Origin of the sequence: Stenotrophomonas sp. NY11291, assembly GCF_023277365.1 — a bacterium.
In the GTDB taxonomy this organism is placed as follows: domain Bacteria; phylum Pseudomonadota; class Gammaproteobacteria; order Xanthomonadales; family Xanthomonadaceae; genus Stenotrophomonas; species Stenotrophomonas geniculata.
Genome location: NZ_CP096975.1, coordinates 1510051 through 1530171 on the forward strand (window position 1 = coordinate 1510051; position 20121 = coordinate 1530171).

Annotated in this window: 16 protein-coding genes and 1 tRNA gene; 10 read left to right on the forward strand and 7 right to left on the reverse strand. The window is 67.2% G+C overall.

The genetic code is table 11. The features are described from left to right. The first annotated feature begins 14 nt into the window (after positions 1-14). Both M1L61_RS07030 and dapE read left to right on the forward strand, forming a co-directional pair. Positions 15-386: an arsenate reductase gene (locus M1L61_RS07030; protein ID WP_012510522.1), complete on the forward strand. Its 372-nt coding sequence runs from the start codon at positions 15-17 to the stop codon at positions 384-386. Continuing rightward, positions 383-1510 carry a succinyl-diaminopimelate desuccinylase gene (dapE, locus tag M1L61_RS07035; protein WP_049455679.1) on the forward strand — a complete coding sequence of 376 codons (1128 nt, stop codon included), beginning with the start codon at positions 383-385 and terminating at the stop codon, positions 1508-1510. The genes M1L61_RS07030 and dapE overlap by 4 nt, the downstream gene beginning before the upstream one ends. Before the next feature lie 123 nt (positions 1511-1633). On the opposite strand, the gene M1L61_RS07040 is transcribed toward dapE, so the two are convergent. Then, entirely contained in the window at positions 1634-2512 is an 879-nt protein-coding gene (locus M1L61_RS07040; RefSeq protein ID WP_049411535.1) for a tetratricopeptide repeat protein, read from the reverse strand. Between the two features lie 338 nt (positions 2513-2850). Between M1L61_RS07040 and asnB the strand changes: the two genes are divergently transcribed. After that, a complete protein-coding gene (gene asnB / locus M1L61_RS07045; RefSeq protein ID WP_248854497.1) occupies positions 2851-4542 on the forward strand; it encodes an asparagine synthase B in 1692 nt (563 codons plus the stop codon). A 131-nt stretch (positions 4543-4673) separates the two neighbouring features. Beyond that, on the forward strand, positions 4674-6062 hold the full coding sequence (locus M1L61_RS07050) for a cation:proton antiporter (protein ID WP_159359950.1): 1389 nt from the start codon (positions 4674-4676) through the stop codon (positions 6060-6062). A gap of 123 nt (positions 6063-6185) precedes the next feature. On the opposite strand, the gene M1L61_RS07055 is transcribed toward M1L61_RS07050, so the two are convergent. Continuing rightward, positions 6186-8513 (reverse strand): penicillin acylase family protein, encoded by a 2328-nt coding sequence (locus M1L61_RS07055; protein ID WP_019336955.1) that lies wholly within the window; start codon positions 8511-8513, stop codon positions 6186-6188. A 123-nt stretch (positions 8514-8636) separates the two neighbouring features. Here M1L61_RS07055 and bfr point away from each other — a divergent pair, with 123 nt between their 5' ends. Then, positions 8637-9125 (forward strand): bacterioferritin, encoded by a 489-nt coding sequence (gene bfr, locus M1L61_RS07060; protein WP_010486279.1) that lies wholly within the window; start codon positions 8637-8639, stop codon positions 9123-9125. 244 nt (positions 9126-9369) lie between these two features. Here the strand turns inward: bfr and parC are convergent, their stop codons facing one another. Then, entirely contained in the window at positions 9370-11613 is a 2244-nt protein-coding gene (parC, locus tag M1L61_RS07065; protein WP_057502320.1) for a DNA topoisomerase IV subunit A, read from the reverse strand. Between the two features lie 59 nt (positions 11614-11672). Next, a complete protein-coding gene (locus M1L61_RS07070; RefSeq protein ID WP_010486276.1) occupies positions 11673-12554 on the reverse strand; it encodes a helix-turn-helix transcriptional regulator in 882 nt (293 codons plus the stop codon). Between the two features lie 172 nt (positions 12555-12726). Between M1L61_RS07070 and emrR the strand changes: the two genes are divergently transcribed. Genes emrR through emrB form a run of 4 tightly spaced genes read left to right on the forward strand, consistent with a single transcriptional unit; the run spans position 12727 to position 17456 of the window. Continuing rightward, entirely contained in the window at positions 12727-13170 is a 444-nt protein-coding gene (emrR, locus tag M1L61_RS07075; RefSeq protein ID WP_005415875.1) for a multidrug efflux system transcriptional regulator EmrR, read from the forward strand. Next, entirely contained in the window at positions 13167-14660 is a 1494-nt protein-coding gene (emrC, locus tag M1L61_RS07080) for a multidrug efflux transporter outer membrane subunit EmrC (protein ID WP_248854498.1), read from the forward strand. Before emrR ends, emrC begins: the two co-directional genes overlap by 4 nt. A gap of 11 nt (positions 14661-14671) precedes the next feature. Continuing rightward, positions 14672-15853, forward strand: coding sequence for a multidrug efflux MFS transporter periplasmic adaptor subunit EmrA (gene emrA, locus M1L61_RS07085; protein ID WP_010486273.1), 1182 nt, complete (start codon positions 14672-14674; stop codon positions 15851-15853). 7 nt (positions 15854-15860) lie between these two features. After that, positions 15861-17456: a multidrug efflux MFS transporter permease subunit EmrB gene (emrB, locus tag M1L61_RS07090; RefSeq protein WP_248854499.1), complete on the forward strand. Its 1596-nt coding sequence runs from the start codon at positions 15861-15863 to the stop codon at positions 17454-17456. Between the two features lie 111 nt (positions 17457-17567). Here emrB and M1L61_RS07095 read toward each other — a convergent pair whose 3' ends face one another. From M1L61_RS07095 to M1L61_RS07105, 3 genes are all read right to left on the reverse strand, one after another. Continuing rightward, on the reverse strand, positions 17568-17846 hold the full coding sequence (locus M1L61_RS07095; RefSeq protein WP_010486261.1) for a hypothetical protein: 279 nt from the start codon (positions 17844-17846) through the stop codon (positions 17568-17570). A 323-nt stretch (positions 17847-18169) separates the two neighbouring features. After that, a tRNA-Leu gene (locus M1L61_RS07100) sits at positions 18170-18254 on the reverse strand. Between the two features lie 50 nt (positions 18255-18304). Continuing rightward, positions 18305-19204, reverse strand: coding sequence for a LysR family transcriptional regulator (locus tag M1L61_RS07105; RefSeq protein ID WP_029380078.1), 900 nt, complete (start codon positions 19202-19204; stop codon positions 18305-18307). 99 nt (positions 19205-19303) lie between these two features. On the opposite strand from M1L61_RS07105, the gene M1L61_RS07110 reads away from it, so the two are divergent. Next, a complete protein-coding gene (locus M1L61_RS07110; RefSeq protein ID WP_248854500.1) occupies positions 19304-20050 on the forward strand; it encodes a sulfite exporter TauE/SafE family protein in 747 nt (248 codons plus the stop codon). The last annotated feature ends 71 nt before the right edge of the window (positions 20051-20121 follow it).

Consider the following 20121-nt stretch of genomic DNA (forward strand, 5'->3'; position numbering starts at 1 on the left):
TTCCAGCATCACAGATGGCCATGAGCACCACTGTCTACGGTTTGAAGAACTGCGATACCTGCAAGAAGGCGACCAAGTGGCTGGACCGCTTCGGCGTGCCGTACACCTTCGTCGACTACCGCGACAACAAACCCAGTCCGGAAACCCTGCTGGCGTGGGCAGCGCAGCTGGGTGGCCTGGCGGCGATGGTGAACAAGTCGTCCACCACCTGGCGGCAGTTGCCGGACAACCGCAAGGCCGCCGATTCCGAGGCCGAATGGAAGCTGCTGCTGCGCGAGTACCCGCAGCTGATCAAGCGCCCGCTGGTGGTCACCGCCGACGGCACGGTCAGCCAGGGTTTCAGTGACAACGGCTTCAAGGCCCGCTTCGGCGTGGGTGACGCATGAGCGCGGTCCTCGACCTGACCTGCGAACTGATCGCACGACCCTCGGTGACGCCGGATGATGCTGGCTGCCAGGCACTGCTGGCGGCACGCCTGAAGCAGGCCGGATTCCAGTGCGATCACCTGCGCCTGGGCGAGGTCGACAACCTGTGGGCGACCCACGGCCAGGGCGCGCCGGTACTGGTACTGCTGGGCCATACCGACGTGGTGCCGACGGGTCCGCGCGAGGCCTGGACCAGCGACCCGTTCACGCCGCAGATCCGCGATGGCGTGCTGTATGGCCGTGGCGCCGCCGACATGAAGGGCAGCGTGGCCGCGTTCGTGGTCGCCGCCGAGCAGTTCGTCGCCGCGCATCCCGATCACCCCGGTACGCTGGCGGTGCTGCTGACCAGCGACGAGGAGGGCGACGCCATCGATGGCGTGCGCCACGTCGCACGGTTGTTCGCCGAACGCGGCCAGCGCATCGACTGGTGCATCACCGGTGAGCCGTCATCGACCGCGATCCTGGGCGACCTGCTGCGCGTGGGGCGTCGTGGCAGCCTGTCGGCCAAGGTGCGCGTGCAGGGCGTGCAGGGCCACGTGGCGTATCCGGAAAAGGCACGCAACCCGATTCACCAGGCGGCTCCGGCCCTGGCCGAACTGAGTGCACGGCGCTGGGACGAAGGCTACGAGAGCTTTCCGCCGACCAGCCTGCAGATCTCCAACATCCACGCCGGCACCGGTGCCAACAACGTGATTCCCGGCGAGCTCGAAGTGGATTTCAACATCCGCTACAACCCGCACTGGGATGCGCCGAAGCTGGAGGCGGAGATCACCGCACTGCTGGACCGGCATGGCCTGCAGTACACGCTGAAGTGGCACCGCAGCGGTGAGCCGTTCTACACCCCGGAAGGCACGCTGCGCGCCACCGCCCGTGCAGTGCTGGCCGAGCACATCAGCCGTGCCCCGGAAGAAAGCACCGGCGGCGGCACGTCCGATGCCCGCTTCATCGCGCCGCTGGGTGCGCAGTGCATCGAAGTGGGGCCGGTGAACGCCAGCATCCATCAGGTGGACGAGAACGTGCGCGTGGACGATCTGGAAGCGTTGCCGGGGCTGTACCAGCGGCTGGTGGAACGGCTGCTGGTGTGAGCCTGCGACGGTGGGTGCCGACCGTTGGTCGGCACGCCCCCCGCCGGAGCTACATCTCTGTAGAGCCGAGCCATGCTCGGCTGATGTCTACCGGCAGAAGCAGCCGAGCATGGCTCGGCTCCACTATTCCGAAAAGAGGAAGAACGGCGGCTCGACCGCTTTCTTCCAGTAACTCGGCGCCGCCATGTAGAAGCGCTGCGCCTCGGCCTTGGCAAACCAGCGCGCCGCCGCCTCGGTGTCCTTCTCCACCCCCGGCGCGCTGCGGCCCAGCAGCAGCCCGGCGAAGTACTGGCCGAACACATTGCCCTTCTCGCCAGCGCGCTGGTACAGCTGCAGCGCACGCGCCGGATCGCGCGGCAGTCCCATGCCCCCCTCCAGCAGCGCGCCCAGGTCTACCTGCGCTTCGGCATCGCCACGCTCGGCACGGCGCTGGATCTGCGCAACCCGCGGATGCACGGTGTCATCCTGTGCGGCCACCGCATCCGGCAGTCGCGACGACGAACTCGGGTATCGCTTGTAGATCATTTCGCGCAGGTCCCAGCGCAGCGCCTGTTGCGCGTCGCCACGCTGACGATAGGCCTTGGCGAGTTCGTAGAACGCATAGGGATTGCCGTGGTAGGCCGCCGCCAGATAGGCGCGTTCGCCACGTCGCCAGGATGCGCGCAGCACCGGTGCCGGGTTGATGTGGGGGCTGTCGGCATGGCGCAGCGTGCCGGAGATCCAGATCCGGCCCAGTGCTTCTTCCGCCTTGGTGTTGTGGAAGGTCCAGGGGGCGACCGCTGCGGCACGCTCGTAGTAGGCGATGGCGCGCGGATCGTTGAAGCGCTCGAAGGTTTGCGCGGTATCGAAGGCACCCTCGAAGCTGCCGTCGGTGCCGCGTTGTTCCAATGCCTGCCGCTGGGATTGCGGCAGCGTAGAAGGCGGGGGCAGGGTCTGGCAGGCCGCCAGGCCCAGGCAGAGCAGGGCGGCCAGTGCCCCGATGCGTCCATTGCAGTGTTGCATTCCTGTTACACCGGTTCAGGGCGCGCCATTATGCGCCTCAGGCGTGGTTGCCGACGCAACTGTTGCGCCGCGCCGGAAACAGGGGTAGGGTCGATGCCATGTCGATCCGCCTGGCCACCGCCGTCAATAACAACAACCGCAATAATCTGCGCGCGAATAATCGTGCGCGGCCGATGCGGGACTGCGCCCTGGGTAGATAGACAGCAACACACGCCCGGACACCAGAAAACCCGCATCAGCCGATGCGGGTTTTTTTGTGCCCGGGCGCCGCCCACCCGGGCCTGGATGGCCGGTCGAACACCTTCCCACCCGTGAAATTCCCCAACAGGAGCTCCCCCATGTGTTCGATCTTCGGAATCTTCGGCCTGCAGGCTGGTGACGATCTTCCGGCCCTGCGCCGCCATGCGCTAGAACTGTCGCAGCGCCAGCGCCACCGTGGCCCGGACTGGAGCGGCGTGTACCTCGACGAAGGCGCGCTGCTGGTCCACGAGCGGTTGGCCATCGTCGACCCGGCCGGTGGTTCGCAGCCGCTGCTGTCGGCCGATGGCCAGCTGGCGCTGGCGGTCAACGGCGAAATCTACAACCACCAGCAACTGAAGGCCGCACTGACTACCGCCTACGACTTCCAGACCGGTTCGGACTGTGAAGTGATCAACGCGCTGTACCGCCAGGGCGGATCGCCGGCGCAGTGGCTGGAGCAGCTCAACGGCATCTTCGCCTTCGCCCTGTGGGATCGTGCTGCCGGACGCGTGCTGGTGGCGCGGGATCCGGTTGGCGTGGTGCCGTTGTACTGGGGCCACGATGCCCAGGGGCGCCTGCGCGTGGCCTCGGAAATGAAGGCGCTGGTCGATACCTGTGCCGACGTCGCGCAGTTCCCGCCGGGCCACTATTTCGACAGTGCCCGCGGTGAGCTGGTGCGCTACTACCAGCAGCCGTGGCGCGACTATACCGACGTGCAGGGCCGCCAGGCCGATCTGGCCGAACTGCGCCAGGCGTTCGAGCATGCGGTGGAACGCCAGCTGATGAGCGATGTGCCGTACGGCGTGTTGCTGTCCGGTGGCCTGGATTCGTCGCTGGTGGCGGCAGTTGCCGCACGCTACGCGCGTCGCCGCATCGAGGATGGTGGGCAGACCGAAGCCTGGTGGCCGCGGCTGCATTCGTTCGCGATCGGTTTGAAGGGCTCGCCTGATCTGGCCGCCGCCGCGATCGCCGCCGAGGCACTTGGCACCGTGCATCACGGCTTCGAATACACCTTCGAGGAAGGCCTGGATGCACTGCCAGAAGTGATCCGCCACATCGAAACCTACGACGTCACCACCATCCGTGCATCGACGCCGATGTTCCTGCTGGCACGACGGATCAAGGCGATGGGGGTGAAGATGGTGCTGTCCGGCGAGGGCAGCGACGAGATCTTTGGTGGCTACCTGTATTTCCACAAGGCGCCGGATGCGCGTGAATTCCACGACGAGCTGGTACGCAAGCTCGACGCCCTGCACAACTACGACTGCCTGCGTGCCAACAAGTCGATGATGGCCTGGGGCGTGGAGCCGCGCGTGCCGTTCCTCGACCGTGAGTTCCTCGACGTGGCGATGCGCTTCGATGCCGCGCACAAGATGGTCGGTGCCGGGTTCGGTGGCCGTCGCATCGAGAAGGCGGTGCTGCGCGAGGCGTTCGATGGCTACCTGCCGGACAGCATCCTGTGGCGCCAGAAGGAGCAGTTCAGCGATGGCGTCGGCTACGGCTGGATCGACGGGCTGAAGGCGCATGCCGAAGCGCAGGTGAGCGACCGTGTGCTGGCGGCTGCCGACAAGCGCTTCCCGCACAACCCGCCGCAGACCAAGGAGGCGTACTACTACCGCCACCTGTTCGAGCAGTTCTTCCCGAGCCGCGCGGCCGCCGAGACCGTGCCGGGCGGCAAGTCGATTGCCTGTTCGTCGCCGGCGGCCATTGCCTGGGACGCCAGCTTTGCGGCGGCGGCCGACCCTTCCGGCCGCGCGATCGTCGGCGTGCACGAACAAGCCCTGGCGTAATGCTTCCGCCGGGCACGGCGCGGCGCTACCGAGCGATGGTAGCGCCGGGCCACGCCCGGCGAGCACAAGGAGGACTTAATCTCCTCCGTCCCCTTTTTGCGACGTATCATCGGCGCCCTGCACATTGGGGAATGTTCATGGACGTACCGCGCGGCAGCCAACGGCCGCCGATGAAGTGGGGATGGCGCTATCTGGCGTGGGCCGCGCTGCCCTTGCTTGCCGGTGTACTGCTGGCACGCTTCGCTGGCCCTGCTGCACCCGCTGCGGTTGCCCGCGCTACGGCTGTGGCCGAGGGCGGCTGGGCGCAGCATCTGGCCTCGCCGCTGGGCCTGTTCCTGCTGCAGTTGCTGGTGCTGTTGCTGGTGGCCAAGGGGGCGGGCGCACTGCTGAAGCGGCTGGGCCAGCCGGCGGTGATCGGCGAGATGGCGGCCGGCCTGATGATGGGCCCGCTGGTGCTCGGCAGCCTGTTGCCGCAGCTGCATGGTGCCCTGTTCCCGGTCAGTTCGCTGGGCCCGCTGGGCATGCTCAGCCAGCTGGGTGTGCTGATGTTCCTGCTGGTGGCCGGTGCCGAGCTGGACCTGGCGGCGCTGCGCGGGCGCCGGTGTTTCGCCTTCACGGTCAGTCATGCCGGCATCGCGGTGCCGTTCGTGCTCGGCGTCGCCCTCGCAATCTGGCTGTATCCGCAGCACGGCCCGCAGGGCGTGGGCTTCACTGCATTCGCACTTTTCGTTGGTATTTCGATGAGCATCACGGCCTTCCCCGTGCTGCTGCGCATCCTTGCCGACCGCGGTATCACGCAGACACCGCTGGGGCAGACCGCCATCGCCTGCGCGGCATTGGGCGATGCCACCGCATGGTGCCTGCTGGCGCTGATCGTGGCGGCTGCACAGGCCAGCGGATGGCTGCCGGCCAGCCTCAACCTGCTGTGCGTGGTCGCCTTCGTGGCGCTGATGCTGGGGCTGGTGAAGCCGTGGTTCGCCCGCCAGCAGATCGTGCCGGGGCGTGAAGGGCGCTGGCTGCTCGGCATGCTGCTGCTGTCGCTGGGCAGTGCCCTGATCACCGAGATGCTCGGCATCCATGCGCTGTTCGGTGCATTCGCTGCGGGGGTGGCGGTGTCGTCCAACGCGCAGCTGCGCAACCTGTTGATGGCCCGCGTCGAGCCGTTTGCGGTGACCCTGCTGCTGCCGTTGTTCTTCGCCATGACCGGCCTGCGCATGCGCGCCGATGCGCTGCAGGCCAGCGACATCGTGCTGTGCGCGGTGGTGATCGCGGTAGCCACGGCCGGCAAGCTGCTGGGCACCTTCAGTGCCGCACGCAGTGCGGGCATGCCCACGCGCGAGGCGTGGCGGTTGGGCGCGCTGATGAACACCCGGGGCCTGATGGAGCTGATCGTGCTCAACCTGGGCTACGAGCTGGGCCTGCTCGGCGACCGCCTGTTTGCAGTGCTGGTGATCATGGCGCTGGTGACCACGGCGATGACCGGGCCGCTGCTGAACCTGATCGAGCGGCGCAGGGGCTGACCCGGTAGCGCCGCGCCGACATTCTGTGGAGCCGAGCCCATGCTCGGCTCCGCGCCAGAAGCAGCCGAGCATGGGCTTGGCTCTACAGCGTGCAGCGCACCCTTGGGCATGTGGGTGCCGCCGTCAGCGCGCTGGCACCAGCGTCATCGTGTGCTGCGCCTTGCCGGGCAGGAACGGCGTCGGCCGCCCATGCACCCAGTCTTCGTGGCCGGCGCCCCAGTACGGCGACAGCGGGTGCCCGCTCTGGCCGCCGGGCATGTGCACGATGCCGTCGGCCTCGTGGCCGGGCGAGACCACCATGCGCTCGGAGGCGCCGAAGTTCGGCGTCTGCACCCGCGGCATATCACGGTCGCCGGGCAGCTGGTCGGCGGGCATGCACAGCCAGCGCTTGGCAACCTCGGGCAACGCCCGTGCGATCGGGTGGCAGAGCGCCGCGGTGTTGCGTTCGCCCCAGGTGCGCTTGGCCAGCGGGCCCTGCTTGGCCAGCTCGCTCTCGGTGCGGCGTGCGGCATCAAGCAGCAGCGTGTCCCAGCTGTCGTAGGCCGGTGGCAACAGGTTGGCGGGGCGTTGCTGCAGCATCGGCCAGGCCACACCTTCCAGCTGCGCCAGGCGCGGATCCAGATAGTCATCGCCCAGCTGCGCGTTGGCCGGGGCCAGCAGTGCATCGGACAAGGTATCCATCACCTGCGTGCGGAACGCGCGCACCACCCGGTAGCTGACCGAGCTGGCCGAGGCCCGGCCGCCCCACTGGTGGCTGACGGACTTCAACCGCTTCAGCGCAGGATCGTCACTGCCTTCGATGACGTCATGCAGCAGTGCCCACCAGCGCTGCAGGAACACGGCGCGGTCGTCGAGCTGGATCGCCAGCAGGTCGTGTTCGTCGAAGCGCTCCTGGATCGCCAGCAGGTCGCGGATCTGCCGCGCGCGCGCGCCAAGGTCATAGCCAGCGTTGCCGACGGTAGCCAGCGCCTCGCCGTCGAGGACGCGACCGTTGGCGGTCCACAGGCGATGGTTGGGGGGATCGATCAATGCCGGTGAGGCATCGCTGCGGATTGGCCATGGCGCGCAGTCCTGGTTGCTGGCGGCGGTGAAGCCGGCCGGTGCACAGCCCGGACCACGATCCGGGCGGGCGCCGATCAGCCGCCAGGCGATGCGTCCGCTGCGGTCGCCGACCACCAGGTTCTGCGCGGGGATGCCGGCGTGGTCGGCGAACTGCAGGGCACCGTCCAGGTCACCGGCACGGGCCAGGTCACCGAAGTCCAGGCGCACCGCGCCGGGCAGGTGGGCGACCCAGCGCAGCGCATCGCCACTGCCATCGGCATGGGTATGCAGGATCGGGCCCCAGGCGGTTTCGCGCACCGGGAACAGCACGTCGGCCTGGCCAGCCACGGCGATGCGTTCTTCATGCACGGTCACGGCGGCGTTGGCCGGTTCAGTGCGGTAATCGGCGGTATCGATGTAACTGTTGGTGAAGCCCCAGGCCACGTGCCCGTTGCTGCCGACGATCACCGCCGGCAGGCCGGGCAGCGAGAAGCCGGTGACGTCGACCTGGCCGCCCGCGGCCTGCGGGTCGGGATAGCGCAGGCGCACACGGAACCACAGGCCGGGCGCGCGCAGGCCCAGGTGCATGTCGTCGGCGACGATCGCGCGACCGTCGGCGGTGAGTGCACCGGCCACCGCGAAGTTGTTGCTGCCGATGACATCGGCCTCTTCCTGCCCGGTGCCTGGCGTCCCCTTCAACGTGCGCAGATCCAGCTGGCTGGCATCGGGGAGCGTGGCGTTGCCGGTCGGTTCGCCGAACAGCGGTGCATCCCATTCGGTGCCGTCGTGGGCGATCAGCGCGTACAGCGCGGGCGGCACCACTGCGCGGATGCGGCTGAGCGCAAGCTCGGTCTGGTTGTTCGGATCCTGCAGGTCGGCGTACATGGCCAGACCGGTCAGCACGCTGTCGCTGACCTGCCACGGTTGCGGTGACTGCCGCAGCAGCAGGTACGCCCACGGCCGCACGGAAAGGCCGGCCAGCCCTTCGTTGACACCGTCGACGTAGGCACGCACGGCCGCGCCGTTGTCGCCCAGCGCGGCCTGCAGGTTCGCCTCGGTGCGCGCGCGCAGCCGATGCACGCGCATGCGTTTGTCGGCGTCGATGGCCTTCGGTCCGAACAGCGCCGACAGCTCACCGGCGGCGCTGCGGCGCATCAGGTCCATCTCGAAGTAACGTTCCTGCGCATGCACGCGGCCCAATGCGCGCATCGCGTCGGCCTGGCTGCCCGCAGTGATGGTGACCACGCCCAGCGCATCGCGCTCGATGGTGACCGGCTTGGCCAGCCCCGGCAGCGCATGCTCGCCGTCCAGATCGGCCAGGCTGCCGCGCAGCAGCAGCCACAGGACCAGTGCGGTGACCAGCACGATGGCGATCAACACGCCCAGCACCCAACGCCATGTACGTCGCATCGCACGTCCTTTCCGAACTCGTGGGCCGATTGTAGCCGCAGGCGCAACTGCGACTGATTCCGATTAGATCACCGTATTTTGAAATGCGGCACCCTATGTCACATCGATTCACAGGAGCCCCCCATGAAAGGCAACCCGGACGTCATCGCCTGCCTGAAGGAACTGCTGCGCGGCGAGCTTGCAGCCCGCGACCAGTACTTCATCCATTCCCGCCGCTACGAGGACCAGGGCCTGTTCGCGCTGTACGAACGCCTGAACCACGAGATGGAAGAGGAAACCCAGCACGCCGATGCGCTGCTGCGCCGGATCCTGTTCCTCGGTGGCGACCCGGACATGCGCCCGCATGCCACCGAGCCGGGCAAGACCGTGGAAGAGATGCTGCAGAAGGATCTCGACACTGAATACGCGGTTCGGAACAATCTCGCCGCCGGCATGAAGCTGTGCGAAGAGAACGGCGACTACGTGAGCCGCGACATCCTGCTGGCGCAGCTGAAGGACACTGAGGAAGACCACGCCTGGTGGCTGGAGCAGCAGTTGGGCCTGATCAAGCGCATCGGCCTGGAGCTGTACCAGCTGAGCAAGATCGACGGCAACGGCGCCCCGGCGCACTGAGCCGACGTCGCTCTCTGTAGAGCCGAGCCATGCTCGGCTGCTGTTGGATCCGAGTCGAGCATGGCTCGACCCTACAAAGTTCTGTCGCCCGCCAGCACCGGAGCACCGCCAGCCAGCTTTCGCCAGCCAGCTGCTCCACCGCCCGCCAGCCGACAACGAAAAAGCCGGGGAATGCCCCGGCTTTTTCGTGTCTGACGTCAGGCAAGGCGTGTCAACCGAGGTTGACACCCACCAGGCGGGCGCCTTACTCCACCGACAACCCTTCCACCTTCTGCCAGCCGCGCGGCAGCAGGTGGCCGCGGGTGGCGCGGGCGCCGAGGTAGGCATCCAGCTCGTTGAACTTCAGGCCCATGGTGCGCTGGCCGCTGCGCACCTGCAGGGTCTGCCCCGGGCTGATCGCCACGATGGCGACGACGCGTTCAGTGGCGAGCTTGGCCTTCGGGATCTCGATGATCTTGTTGCCCTTGCCCTTGTCCAGTTCCGGAAGGTCGTTGGCGGCGATCGCCAGCAGGTTGCCGGAGCTGGTCACTGCCACGATGCGATCGGTGGCGACATTGGCGACCACCGACGGGGTCAGCACCGACGAACCTGCGGACAGGTTCAGCATCGCCTTGCCGGCCTTGTTGCGACCGATCAGGTTCTCGAAGCGGGTGACGAAGCCATAGCCATGACTGGAGGCCAGCACGAAGCGGGTGTCCGGCTCGGCACTGGCCAGGGTCACGAAGCTGGTACCCGCTGCCGGCGAGAAGCGGCCAGTCAGCGGTTCGCCATTGCCACGTGCGGAGGGCAGGGTGTGCACCGGCGTCGAGTAGGCGCGGCCTTCGCTGTCGAGGAACGCGACCTGCTGCGTGCTGCGCGCACGCACCGCGCCCTGCAGCCCGTCGCCGTCGCGGTAGGAGAGGGCGGACGCATCGACGTCGTGGCCCTTGGCGGCACGGATCCAGCCCTTCTCCGACAGCACCACGGTCATCGGCTCGCTCGGCACCAGCTCGGTCTCGTCGATGGCCTGTGCGGCCTGGCGCTGCACCAGCGGCGAACGGCGTGCGTCGCCGAACTTCTTGGCGTCGGCGGTCAGTTCATCGCGGATCAGCTTCTTCAGCTTGGCCTTGCTGTCGAGGATGCCGAGGATCTTCTCGCGCTCCTTGGCCAGTTCATCCTGCTCGCCGCGGATTTTCATTTCCTCCAGGCGGGCCAGCTGCTTCAACTTGGTTTCCAGGATGTACTCGGCCTGTTCCTCGGACAGGCCGAAGCGCGCGATCAGCGCGGCCTTCGGCTCGTCTTCGGTACGGATGATGTGGATCACCTCGTCCAGGTTGAGGAAGGCGACCAGCAGGCCTTCCAACAGGTGCAGGCGGCGCTCGACCTTCTGCAGGCGGTGCTGCAGGCGGCGGGTGACGGTGTTGCTGCGGAAGGTCAGCCATTCGCTGAGCAGCATCTTCAGGTTCTTCACCTGCGGACGGCCGTCCAGCCCGATCACATTGAGGTTGACGCGGTAGCTGCGTTCCAGGTCCGTGGTGGCGAACAGGTGGCCCATCAGCTGCTCGGCGTCGACACGGTTGGAACGCGGCACCAGCACCACGCGCACCGGGTTGGCATGGTCGGACTCATCGCGGATGTCTTCCAGCCACGGCAGCTTCTTGGCGCGCATCTGTGCGGCGATCTGCTCGATCACCTTCGACGGCGACACCTGGAACGGCAGCGCGGTGACCACGATGTTGTGCGCTTCCTTGGTGAAGGTCGCACGTGCGCGCACGCTGCCGTTGCCGGTCTCGTAGATGTTGCGCAGGTCATTGGCCGCGGTGATGATCTCGGCGCTGGACGGATAGTCCGGGCCCTGCACGTGCTCGCACAGGTCGCGCACGCTGGCATCGGGGTTGTCCAGCAGGTGCAGCAGCGCGCTGACGATCTCGTTGAGATTGTGCGGCGGCACGTCGGTGGCCATGCCCACGGCGATGCCGGTGGTGCCGTTCAGCAGCAGGTGCGGCAGCCGCGCCGGCATCCAGGTCGGTTCCTGCAGGGTGCCGTCGAAGTTCGGTGCCCAGTCGGTGGTGCCCTGGCCCAGTTCGCCCAGCAGCACTTCGGCGATCGGGGTCAGCTTGGATTCGGTGTAACGCATCGCCGCGAACGACTTCGGGTCGTCGCTGGAGCCGAAGTTGCCCTGGCCCTCGATCAGTGGGTAGCGGTACGAGAACGGCTGGGCCATCAGCACCAGCGCTTCGTAGCACGCGCTGTCGCCGTGCGGGTGGTACTTACCGATGACGTCGCCGACGGTGCGCGCGGACTTCTTCGGCTTGGACGCGGCGTTCAGGCCCAGCTCGCTCATCGAATAGATGATGCGGCGCTGCACCGGCTTCAGGCCGTCGCCGATGAACGGGAGGGCGCGGTCCAGGACCACGTACATCGAGTAGTCGAGGTAGGCGCGTTCGGCGTACTCGCGCAGCGGCAGTTGTTCGAATCCGTGGAACACGGGGCGGGCAAGTTCGGTCATGCGGCGTTGTTACCTGTTGTCAGGAGGCGGCGACGGCGTCGCCGCTCGCAATCCTGTGATTATCCGGATGCGGCGGGGGATGCCAAGCCGCGTGCAGGGTCCAGCCCGGTTTCCAGGCCGTGGCCGGCCCGTGCCAGGTAGCGCCCCGGCGGCAGCCCGAAGTGGCGGCGGAACACGGTGACGAAGGCGCTGGCGCTGCTGAAGCCCAGCGCGTGGGCGATGTCGGCCACGCTGCGGCCGTCGGTCAGCTGGCGCAGGGCTTCGGACAAGCGGGCCTGCTGCCGCCACTGGGCGAAGCTGAGCGTGGTCTCGTCGCGGAAGTGACGGGTCAGGCTGCGCGGCGACAGGCCGGCCCAATGCGCCCATTCGGCCAGGCTGCGCTCGTCAGAGGGGTCGGCCAGCAGCTGCGAGGCGATCTTCAGCAGGCGCCGGTCGTGCGGCATCGGTAGATGCATGCGCTGGCGCGGCGCGGTGCGGATCTCGTCCAGCAGCACCTCGATGATGTGCTGGCGCTCGGGCGTGGTGTCATAGCCCAGCGGCCATTCGCAGATGCGATCGGCCAGCGCCTGCGCCAGCTTGGACAGGCCCAGCACGCAGGGATCGGCAGGCAGGGTGGCGCAGGCCGGCGCGGCCAGTGCCATGCCCCAGCCGCGCAGCGGGCCGTCGAGGGTGACCGTATGCGGCTCCAGCGGCGGCATCCAGCCGGCCGAGCCCGGCGCCAGTGACCATGTCCCGTGCGAGGTCCGGGTGGTCAACAGGCCGCGCTCCACGCAGATCAGCTGCGCGCGCTGGTGATGATGCCAATCCACTTCTCGGACCAATCCCTGCGGGCTGTCGAAGCGGAAGGCGACAGCCGGTGGCCCGTCATTGCGCTCGAACCAGTCCAGTGCGTCATCCCTGAGCAGGCGCTTGGAAGGGGGAATTTCTGCCTTGTTCATCATATCCGCTGGCTGAAATGTGTCATCCATTGGCTGAATTGTACTACCGGGCCACCTGACCAGATCATTAAGGTAGGCGCCTTCATTGATCCAGCCCACTGCTGCAACACAGCATTCGATGCCAGATCGAATATTTCCATTGAGAAATATTTTTTTTGGAAGAGAATGCTCCCCCATGATCTGTCCTGCAACCACTCCCCCCAGCTTCGGCCTGCTGCTGCGCCAGGTGCGCGACGGCCTGGTCCGTCAACTCGACGCATCCATGGCTGAAGAAGACCTGGGTATCGGTTTCACCCACTACATCGGGTTGAAGGTGCTTTCCAACATGGCCCCGTGCACGGCCAACGAGCTGGCCCAGGCCATCGACCAGGTGCCCAGTGCGGTGACCCGCCTGTTGGACAAGCTGGAGGCGCTGGGCTGCGTCCGCCGCGAGCCGCATGCGCAGGATCGGCGGGCGCTGCAGATCGTACTGACCGATGAAGGCCGCGCGCTGTGGGCGCGGCTGAAGCTGCGTGGCGACGCGGTGATGGATTACGCCCTGCGTGATCTTTCCGCCGACGAGCGCACGCTGCTGCTGTCCCTCCTTACCCGAATCCGCGATTCCCTGACGACCCCATGAACCCGATCCCGCATTCCACTCTCCGCCGGTCCGGGCGCGCGCTGCTGGTGTCAGCGCTGGCCCTGGCCCTGGCCGCCTGCGCCAGCAGTCGTGGCCTCAACCCGCAGGGCCACGTGCTTGACGTGGACAGCCTGCACAGCGAACGCACCTTGGCCGACACCGACCTGAGCGCCACCGGCTTCCCGGCGCGGGACTGGTGGAAGGCGCTGGGCGATGCGCAGCTGGACGCGCTGGTTGCCGAGGGCCTGGCCGGCCACCCGAGCCTGGACGCCGCCGACGCGCGTCTGCGCCAGGCCCAGGCCCAGGTCGGCACCGCACGTGCCGACGAACTGCCGAGCCTGTCGGTGTCCGGTGGCTACACCGGCCTGCGCCTGCCTGAGTCGATGGTCGGCAGCGAGATGGGCGGTCGCTACGGCGGCAGCAGCCAGGTCGCCTTCGACTTCAGCTACGGCGTGGACCTGTGGGGCGGCAAGCGCGCTGCCTGGGAAGCCGCCGTGGACGGTGCGCATGCCGCCACCGTCGAGGCGCAGGCCGCACGCCTGAGCCTGTCCACTGGCATCACCCAGGCTTATGCCGACCTCGCCTATGCGTGGCAGCTCAATGATGTGGCCGAAGAAGAACTGGCCCGCTCGCAGAAATCGCTGGAGCTGACCCGCCAGCGCCGCAGCGCCGGCATCGACAGCGACCTGCAGGTGCGCCAGGCGGAGGCCCGGGTACCGGCCGCGCAGCAGCAGGTGCAGGCCGCACAGCAGCGCATCGACGCGGCCCGCACCGCACTGGCCGCGCTGGTTGGCAAGGGCCCGGACCGTGGCCTGTCGATCCAGCGCCCGCAGCCGCTGAACCCGGTGGCGCTGCAGCTGCCGGGCGTGCTGCCCAGCGAACTGCTCGGCCGTCGCCCCGACATCGTCGCCGCGCGCTGGCGCGTGGAAGCGGCCGACAAGCAGATCAAGGTGGCAAAGACCAAGTTCTACCCGAGCTTCAACCTGACCGCGCTGGCCGGCGTGGTCGCCCCGAACGTGGGTGACCTGCTGAAGAGCAGTTCCACCTTCGCCTACATCGGCCCGGCGCTGAGCCTGCCGATCTTCGAAGGCGGCAAGCTGCGCGCCAACCTGGCCAACACCGATGCGCAGTACGACCTGGCGGTGGCCAACTACAACCAGGCCGTGCTGGACGCGCTGCGCGATGTGGCCGACCAGGTCAACGCGGTGCGCTCGCTGGCGCAGCAGGCGCATTCGCAGCAGCAGGCCGTGGACACCGCACGCTCGGCCTTCGACCTGGCCCAGCAGCGCTACCGCGCCGGCATCGGCAGCTACCTGGACGTGCTGACCGCGCAGTCCACGCTGTTGCAGTCGCAGCAGCAGCTGGCCGGCCTGCAGTCGCAGCAGGTGCAGACCTCGGTGCGCCTGAGCAAGGCGCTGGGCGGTGGTTTCCAGCCCGCTGACGCCGACCGCGCACCGATCGCCTCCCATTCCGATTCCTCGCATTCCTGAAGACTTCCGCCATGAGCCAGACCCAAGACACCGCGGCCCCGGCCGCCTCCAACCGCCGCGGCAACCTGCTGCGCGGCCTGTTCGTGATCGTCGTGCTGCTGCTTGCCGCACTGGCATTGTGGTACTTCATGTTCGGCCGTTGGTTCGAAGAGACCGACGACGCCTACGTGCAGGGCAACCAGGTACAGATCACCCCGCTGGTGGCCGGTACCGTGGTCGCCATCAACGCCGATGACGGCATGCGCGTGGAGCGCGGCCAGCTGCTGGTGCAGCTGGACCCGTCCGACACGTCGGTGGCGCTGCAGCAGGCCGAAGCCAACCTGGCCAAGACCGTGCGCCAGACCCGTGGCCTGTACCGCAGCGTGGAAGGTGCGCAGGCGGACCTGAACGCGCGCCAGGTGACCCTGAAGCGCGTGCGCGAAGATTTCGCTCGCCGCAAGGATCTGGCCGCCACCGGCGCCATTTCCAATGAAGAACTGGCCCATGCGCGTGACGAGCTGGCCGCTGCCGAAGCCGCCGTGGCCGGTTCGCGCGAGACCGTCGAGCGCAACCGCGCGCTGGTCGACGACACCGTGATCGCCACCCAGCCAGACGTGCAGGCGGCCGCCGCGCAGCTGCGCCAGGCCTTCCTCAACAACGCCCGCGCCGGCATCGTCGCGCCGGTCACCGGCTACGTTGCCCGTCGTTCGGTGCAGGTCGGCCAGCGCGTGCAGCCGGGCAACGCGCTGATGGCGGTAGTGCCGACCGAGCAGATGTGGGTCGAGGCCAACTTCAAGGAAACCCAGCTGCGCCACATGCGCCTGGGCCAGGAAGTGGAGCTGAAGTCGGACCTGTACGCCGGTGACGTGAAGTACAAGGGTCGCGTCCAGAGCCTGGGCCTGGGCACCGGCTCGGCGTTCTCGCTGCTGCCGGCGCAGAACGCCAGCGGCAACTGGATCAAGATCGTGCAGCGCGTGCCGGTCCGCATCGCCATCGATGCCAAGCAGCTGGCCGAACACCCGCTGCGCATCGGCCTGTCGATGAAGGCTGAAGTGAGCCTGCGCGACCAGAAGGGCGAAGTGCTGCCGAGCACTGCGGCCAAGGGCACGGTGTTCGACACCGACGTGTATGCCAAGCAGCTGCATGATGCCGACGAGGTGATCCATACGATCATCCAGGGCAACCTGCCGCAGCAGCAGGCGAAGGTGGGCTGAGGTCGCCATGTCCGCACAAGCTCCAGCCGCGCCCGGCGCGCCCGGCGCTCCGGGTGCACCGGCGGCGCCGGGTGCGGCCTCCGGGTTCCTGCCGCCCAGCGTCGCCCTGTGTACCGTCGGCCTGGCGATGGCCTCGTTCATGCAGGTGCTCGACACCACCATCGCCAACGTCTCGCTGCCGACCATCGCCGGCAATCTCGGTGCCAGTTCGCAGCAGGCGACCTGGGTCATCACCTCGTTTGCGGTCAGCACGGCCATCGCGCTGCCGCTGACCGGCTGGCTCAGCCGCCGTTTCGGCGAACGCAAGCTGTTCGTCTGGGCCACGCTGGCCTTTGTCATCACCTCGCTGCTGTGCGGCCTGGCGCAGAGCATGGGCATGCTGGTGCTGTCGCGTGCGCTGCAGGGCTTCGTGGCCGGCCCGATGTATCCGATCACGCAGTCGCTGCTGGTCTCGATCTACCCGCGTGAGAAACGTGGGCAGGCATTGGCGCTGCTGGCGATGATCACGGTGGTTGCGCCGATCTGCGGCCCCATCCTCGGTGGCTGGATCACCGACAACTACAGCTGGGAATGGATCTTCCTGATCAATGTGCCGCTGGGCATCTTTGCCGCGCTGGTGGTGGGCAACCAGTTGAAGGGGCGCCCGGAGCACATCGAGAAGCCGAAGATGGACTATGTCGGCCTGGTCACCCTGGTGATCGGTGTCGGTGCGCTGCAGCTGGTGCTCGACCTGGGCAATGACGAGGACTGGTTCTCGTCGATGAAGATCGTGGTGCTGGCGTGTGTGGCTGTGGTCACGCTGACGGTGTTCCTGATCTGGGAACTGACCGACAAGGATCCGATCGTCGACCTGAAGCTGTTCCGGCATCGCAACTTCCGCGCCGGTACGCTGGCGATGGTGGTGGCGTACGCGGCGTTCTTCAGCGTGGCCCTGCTGATTCCGCAGTGGCTGCAGCGTGACATGGGTTACACCGCGATCTGGGCGGGCCTGGCGACGGCGCCGATCGGCATCCTGCCGGTGATCATGACCCCGTTCGTGGGCAAGTACGCATCGCGCTTCGACATGCGAATGCTGGCCACGGTCGCGTTCATCGTGTTGTCGATGACCAGTTTCCTGCGTTCGAACTTCAACCTGCAGGTGGACTACACCCACGTGGCCGGCGTGCAGTTGATCATGGGCATCGGCGTCGCGCTGTTCTTCATGCCGGTGCTGCAGATCCTGCTGTCGGACCTGGATGGGCGCGAGATCGCGGCGGGCTCCGGCCTGGCCACCTTCCTGCGTACGCTGGGCGGCAGTTTCGCGGCGTCGCTGACGACGTGGCTGTGGGCGCGGCGCACCCAGGTGCACCATGCTGACCTGACCGAGCACATCTCGGTCTATCAGCCGGGCATGCAGGACCAGGTGACGGCGATGGGGCAGGGCGACCTGCAACATGGTGCCGCGGTACTGAACAACATGATCAACCACCAGGCATCGCAGATGGGCTTCAACGACATCTTCTTCCTGCTGGGCTGGATCTTCCTGGCGATCATCGCGTTCCTGTGGCTGGCCAAACCGCCGTTCGGCGCAGGCGCAGGTGCGGCCGCCGGCGGCGGGCACTGAAAACTCCCTGGAAACACGTGCTGTATTTTGACCCCGCCGCAAGGCGGGGTTTTTGTTTGTGCAACGCGGGTCGCACGGGCCCTGCCGTTGGGGGAGTGCAGCGGCGCAGGTTCAGCGCGTGCGATAGATGCGCTTGAACACCACCCGATCACGGAACAATCGGGAAATGGCCCACATTCCCGCCACAAGTACGGCGCCGCACGTGATCCAGCCGGCAGTGGCCTGCAATCGGCTGCCGACCAGTGCGCCGCAGATGATGGCGGCGACAAAGACGAACATTACGGCCTCCTTCGATGCGCCGTAGTGGACCTCGGCCTGGCATCCCACGCATACGCGTACGCCGTGGTTCGAGCCGGTGTGGCAGTGAGGGCAGATGATGCTGCGCTGCATTGGGGCGTCCTTTGGGGAAAAGGGGGCGCTGGTCAGGTCGTGGCGATAGACCTGCAACCGGCTCCCGTAAATCTGCCTTCCACCGAAAAGGAATCGGGTAGATCTCCGACTAGGAAAATTACGAATTGAACGCGCAATGTGAAATGCGACCCAGAAGAAAGCCGTTCAGGGTTTGGTGACGACGCGCTGGGAGGAGGTATGCATCAGCGGGTGACGCCTGGGTGGTGCGAGATACGACAGTTCGAGCGGTAGATGCGATGCCACGCTCGCCAAACCCCGGAAACGAAAAAACCCGCTTTCGCGGGTTTGATCATCTTGAGTCGTGGTGCCCAGGAGAGGACTCGAACCTCCACGGTTTTACCCGCTAGTACCTGAAACTAGTGCGTCTACCAATTCCGCCACCTGGGCGACTCAGGAGACGAATTGTGCGGTACGGCAGAGGATGTGTCAACAACATTTCACAGCTTTTTCTGCGGCTGCACGCCCAGGTGAAGCAGCAGGCTGCGCATTGCCGATGACAACTGCGCCCACTCGGCAAAACAGGCGCACAGGCGGCGCTGTGCCCACGCATCGGCGAGCGGTACGGCGACGGTATGCGTGCTGCGCCGATGCTGGCGGGCGATGGTCCGCGGCACGATGCCGATACCAATGTCGTGGCCGACCATGATGCACACCCCTTCGAAGGTCTTCATGCGGATGCGCACATCCAGGCGCCGCCCGATGTCGCGTGCCTGGTCCTCGATGTAGGTCTGCAGTGCATTGCCATCGGCCAGGGCGACGAAAGTCTCGCCGGCAACATCGGCGAAGGCCAGGCTGCGCCGCGATGCGAGGCGATGGTCTGCGGGCAGCAGCATCACCAGTGGATCTTCGGCCACCACATGCTGCTGCAGGCCGGCAGCGTCGACCGCATCACTGATGATGCCGGCCTCGGCCTGGCCAGCGCTGATCGCACGCACGACTTCGGGGCTGGTGCGCTCCAGCAGTTCCACGTGCAGGCGTGGGCGTTCGGCCAGCCACGGTGCCAGCCGCGAGGGCAGGTAGTTGGTCAGCGCAGCGGTATTGGCATACAGATGCAGGGTACCGCGCGCGCCATGCGCGAATGCCTGCAGTTCGCCGCGCAGCTGCGCCTGCTGCTGCAGGATCAGGCGTGCATGGTGGGCGAGGGCGGCGCCGGCTTCAGTCAGGCTGACGCCACGCGGATGGCGGTTCAGCAGCACGGTGCCGGCATCGGCTTCGATCGTGCGCAGGCGTTCGCTGGCCGAGGCCAGGGCCAGGTTCGCCTGCGCCGCGCCGGCCGTGATGCTGCCCGCCTCGGCAATCGCCAGGAACAGGCGCAGGTCGGCGATATCCATCCGCATGTCATGCCCTCATCGCAACGCCCGAGCCTTCGGATCAGCCGAAGGGTGGGCCGGGAAGACCGCATTGTGCGCCGGGCGACGGCCCGATCCAATGAAGGCATGAATGAATCGATGTACTTCTACGCGCTGCTGGTGGTGGTGTTCGTGCTGGCTGGCGTGGTCAAGGGCGTGACCGGCATGGGGTTGCCGACGGTGGCGATGGGGCTGCTCGGTGGCGCGTTGTCGCCGGTGGCGGCGGCATCGATGCTGTTCATCCCCACCTTTGTCACCAACGCGTGGCAGCTGTTGTCCGGGCCGTCGCTGGGCCCCATCGTGCGGCGCCTGTGGCCGATGATGCTGGCGGTGGTGGCGGTGACACTGGGTTCGGCGGCGCTTCTGGTGCGGGTCGATCGCACCTGGTCGCGCGTTGCGCTGGGAGTGGCGCTGGTGGTCTATGCCGTCTATGCCCTGCTTGCACCGGTGTTTCGCGTGCCGCAGCGGCGCGAGCGTTGGCTGGGGCCGCTGGTGGGGGCATTGTCGGGCGTGGTGACCGGCGCCACCGGCGTGTTCGTGATGCCGGCGGTACCGTATCTGCAGTTGCTGGGATTGCAGCGCGAGGAGCTGGTGCAGGCGTTGGGGCTGGCCTTCACTGTGTCGACGATTTCGCTGACCACCGGCCTGGTGCTGCATGGCGCATTCGGCATCCAGCAGCTGGGGCTGAGTGCGTTGGCGGTGCTGCCGGCATTGCTGGGCATGTGGCTGGGGCAGGTGATCCGGCAGCGCATCAGCGCACGGGTGTTCCGCGCCTGTTTCCTCGGGTTCCTGCTGCTGCTTGGGCTGGAGCTGGTGTTGCGGCCGCTGTTCTGATGCCGGTGGCCGCAATGCCGGATTCCGGGCATGAAAAAACCCGCTTTCGCGGGTTTTTCTCATTCTCGACG

Bases quoted from the DNA above. Each gene is read 5' to 3' on its own strand.
- asnB (WP_248854497.1), top strand. From the start codon at position 2,851: ATGTGTTCGATCTTCGGAATCTTCGGCCTGCAGGCTGGTGACGATCTT.
- emrR (WP_005415875.1), top strand. From the start codon at position 12,727: ATGATCTGTCCTGCAACCACTCCCCCCAGCTTCGGCCTGCTGCTGCGC.
- M1L61_RS07095 (WP_010486261.1), bottom strand. From the start codon at position 17,846: ATGCAGCGCAGCATCATCTGCCCTCACTGCCACACCGGCTCGAACCAC.
- M1L61_RS07055 (WP_019336955.1), bottom strand. From the start codon at position 8,513: ATGCGACGTACATGGCGTTGGGTGCTGGGCGTGTTGATCGCCATCGTG.
- parC (WP_057502320.1), bottom strand. From the start codon at position 11,613: ATGACCGAACTTGCCCGCCCCGTGTTCCACGGATTCGAACAACTGCCG.
- emrC (WP_248854498.1), top strand. From the start codon at position 13,167: ATGAACCCGATCCCGCATTCCACTCTCCGCCGGTCCGGGCGCGCGCTG.
- emrB (WP_248854499.1), top strand. From the start codon at position 15,861: ATGTCCGCACAAGCTCCAGCCGCGCCCGGCGCGCCCGGCGCTCCGGGT.
- M1L61_RS07050 (WP_159359950.1), top strand. From the start codon at position 4,674: ATGTTCATGGACGTACCGCGCGGCAGCCAACGGCCGCCGATGAAGTGG.
- emrA (WP_010486273.1), top strand. From the start codon at position 14,672: ATGAGCCAGACCCAAGACACCGCGGCCCCGGCCGCCTCCAACCGCCGC.
- bfr (WP_010486279.1), top strand. From the start codon at position 8,637: ATGAAAGGCAACCCGGACGTCATCGCCTGCCTGAAGGAACTGCTGCGC.
- M1L61_RS07105 (WP_029380078.1), bottom strand. From the start codon at position 19,204: ATGCGGATGGATATCGCCGACCTGCGCCTGTTCCTGGCGATTGCCGAG.
- M1L61_RS07110 (WP_248854500.1), top strand. From the start codon at position 19,304: ATGAATGAATCGATGTACTTCTACGCGCTGCTGGTGGTGGTGTTCGTG.
- M1L61_RS07040 (WP_049411535.1), bottom strand. From the start codon at position 2,512: ATGCAACACTGCAATGGACGCATCGGGGCACTGGCCGCCCTGCTCTGC.
- M1L61_RS07030 (WP_012510522.1), top strand. From the start codon at position 15: ATGGCCATGAGCACCACTGTCTACGGTTTGAAGAACTGCGATACCTGC.
- dapE (WP_049455679.1), top strand. From the start codon at position 383: ATGAGCGCGGTCCTCGACCTGACCTGCGAACTGATCGCACGACCCTCG.
- M1L61_RS07070 (WP_010486276.1), bottom strand. From the start codon at position 12,554: ATGATGAACAAGGCAGAAATTCCCCCTTCCAAGCGCCTGCTCAGGGAT.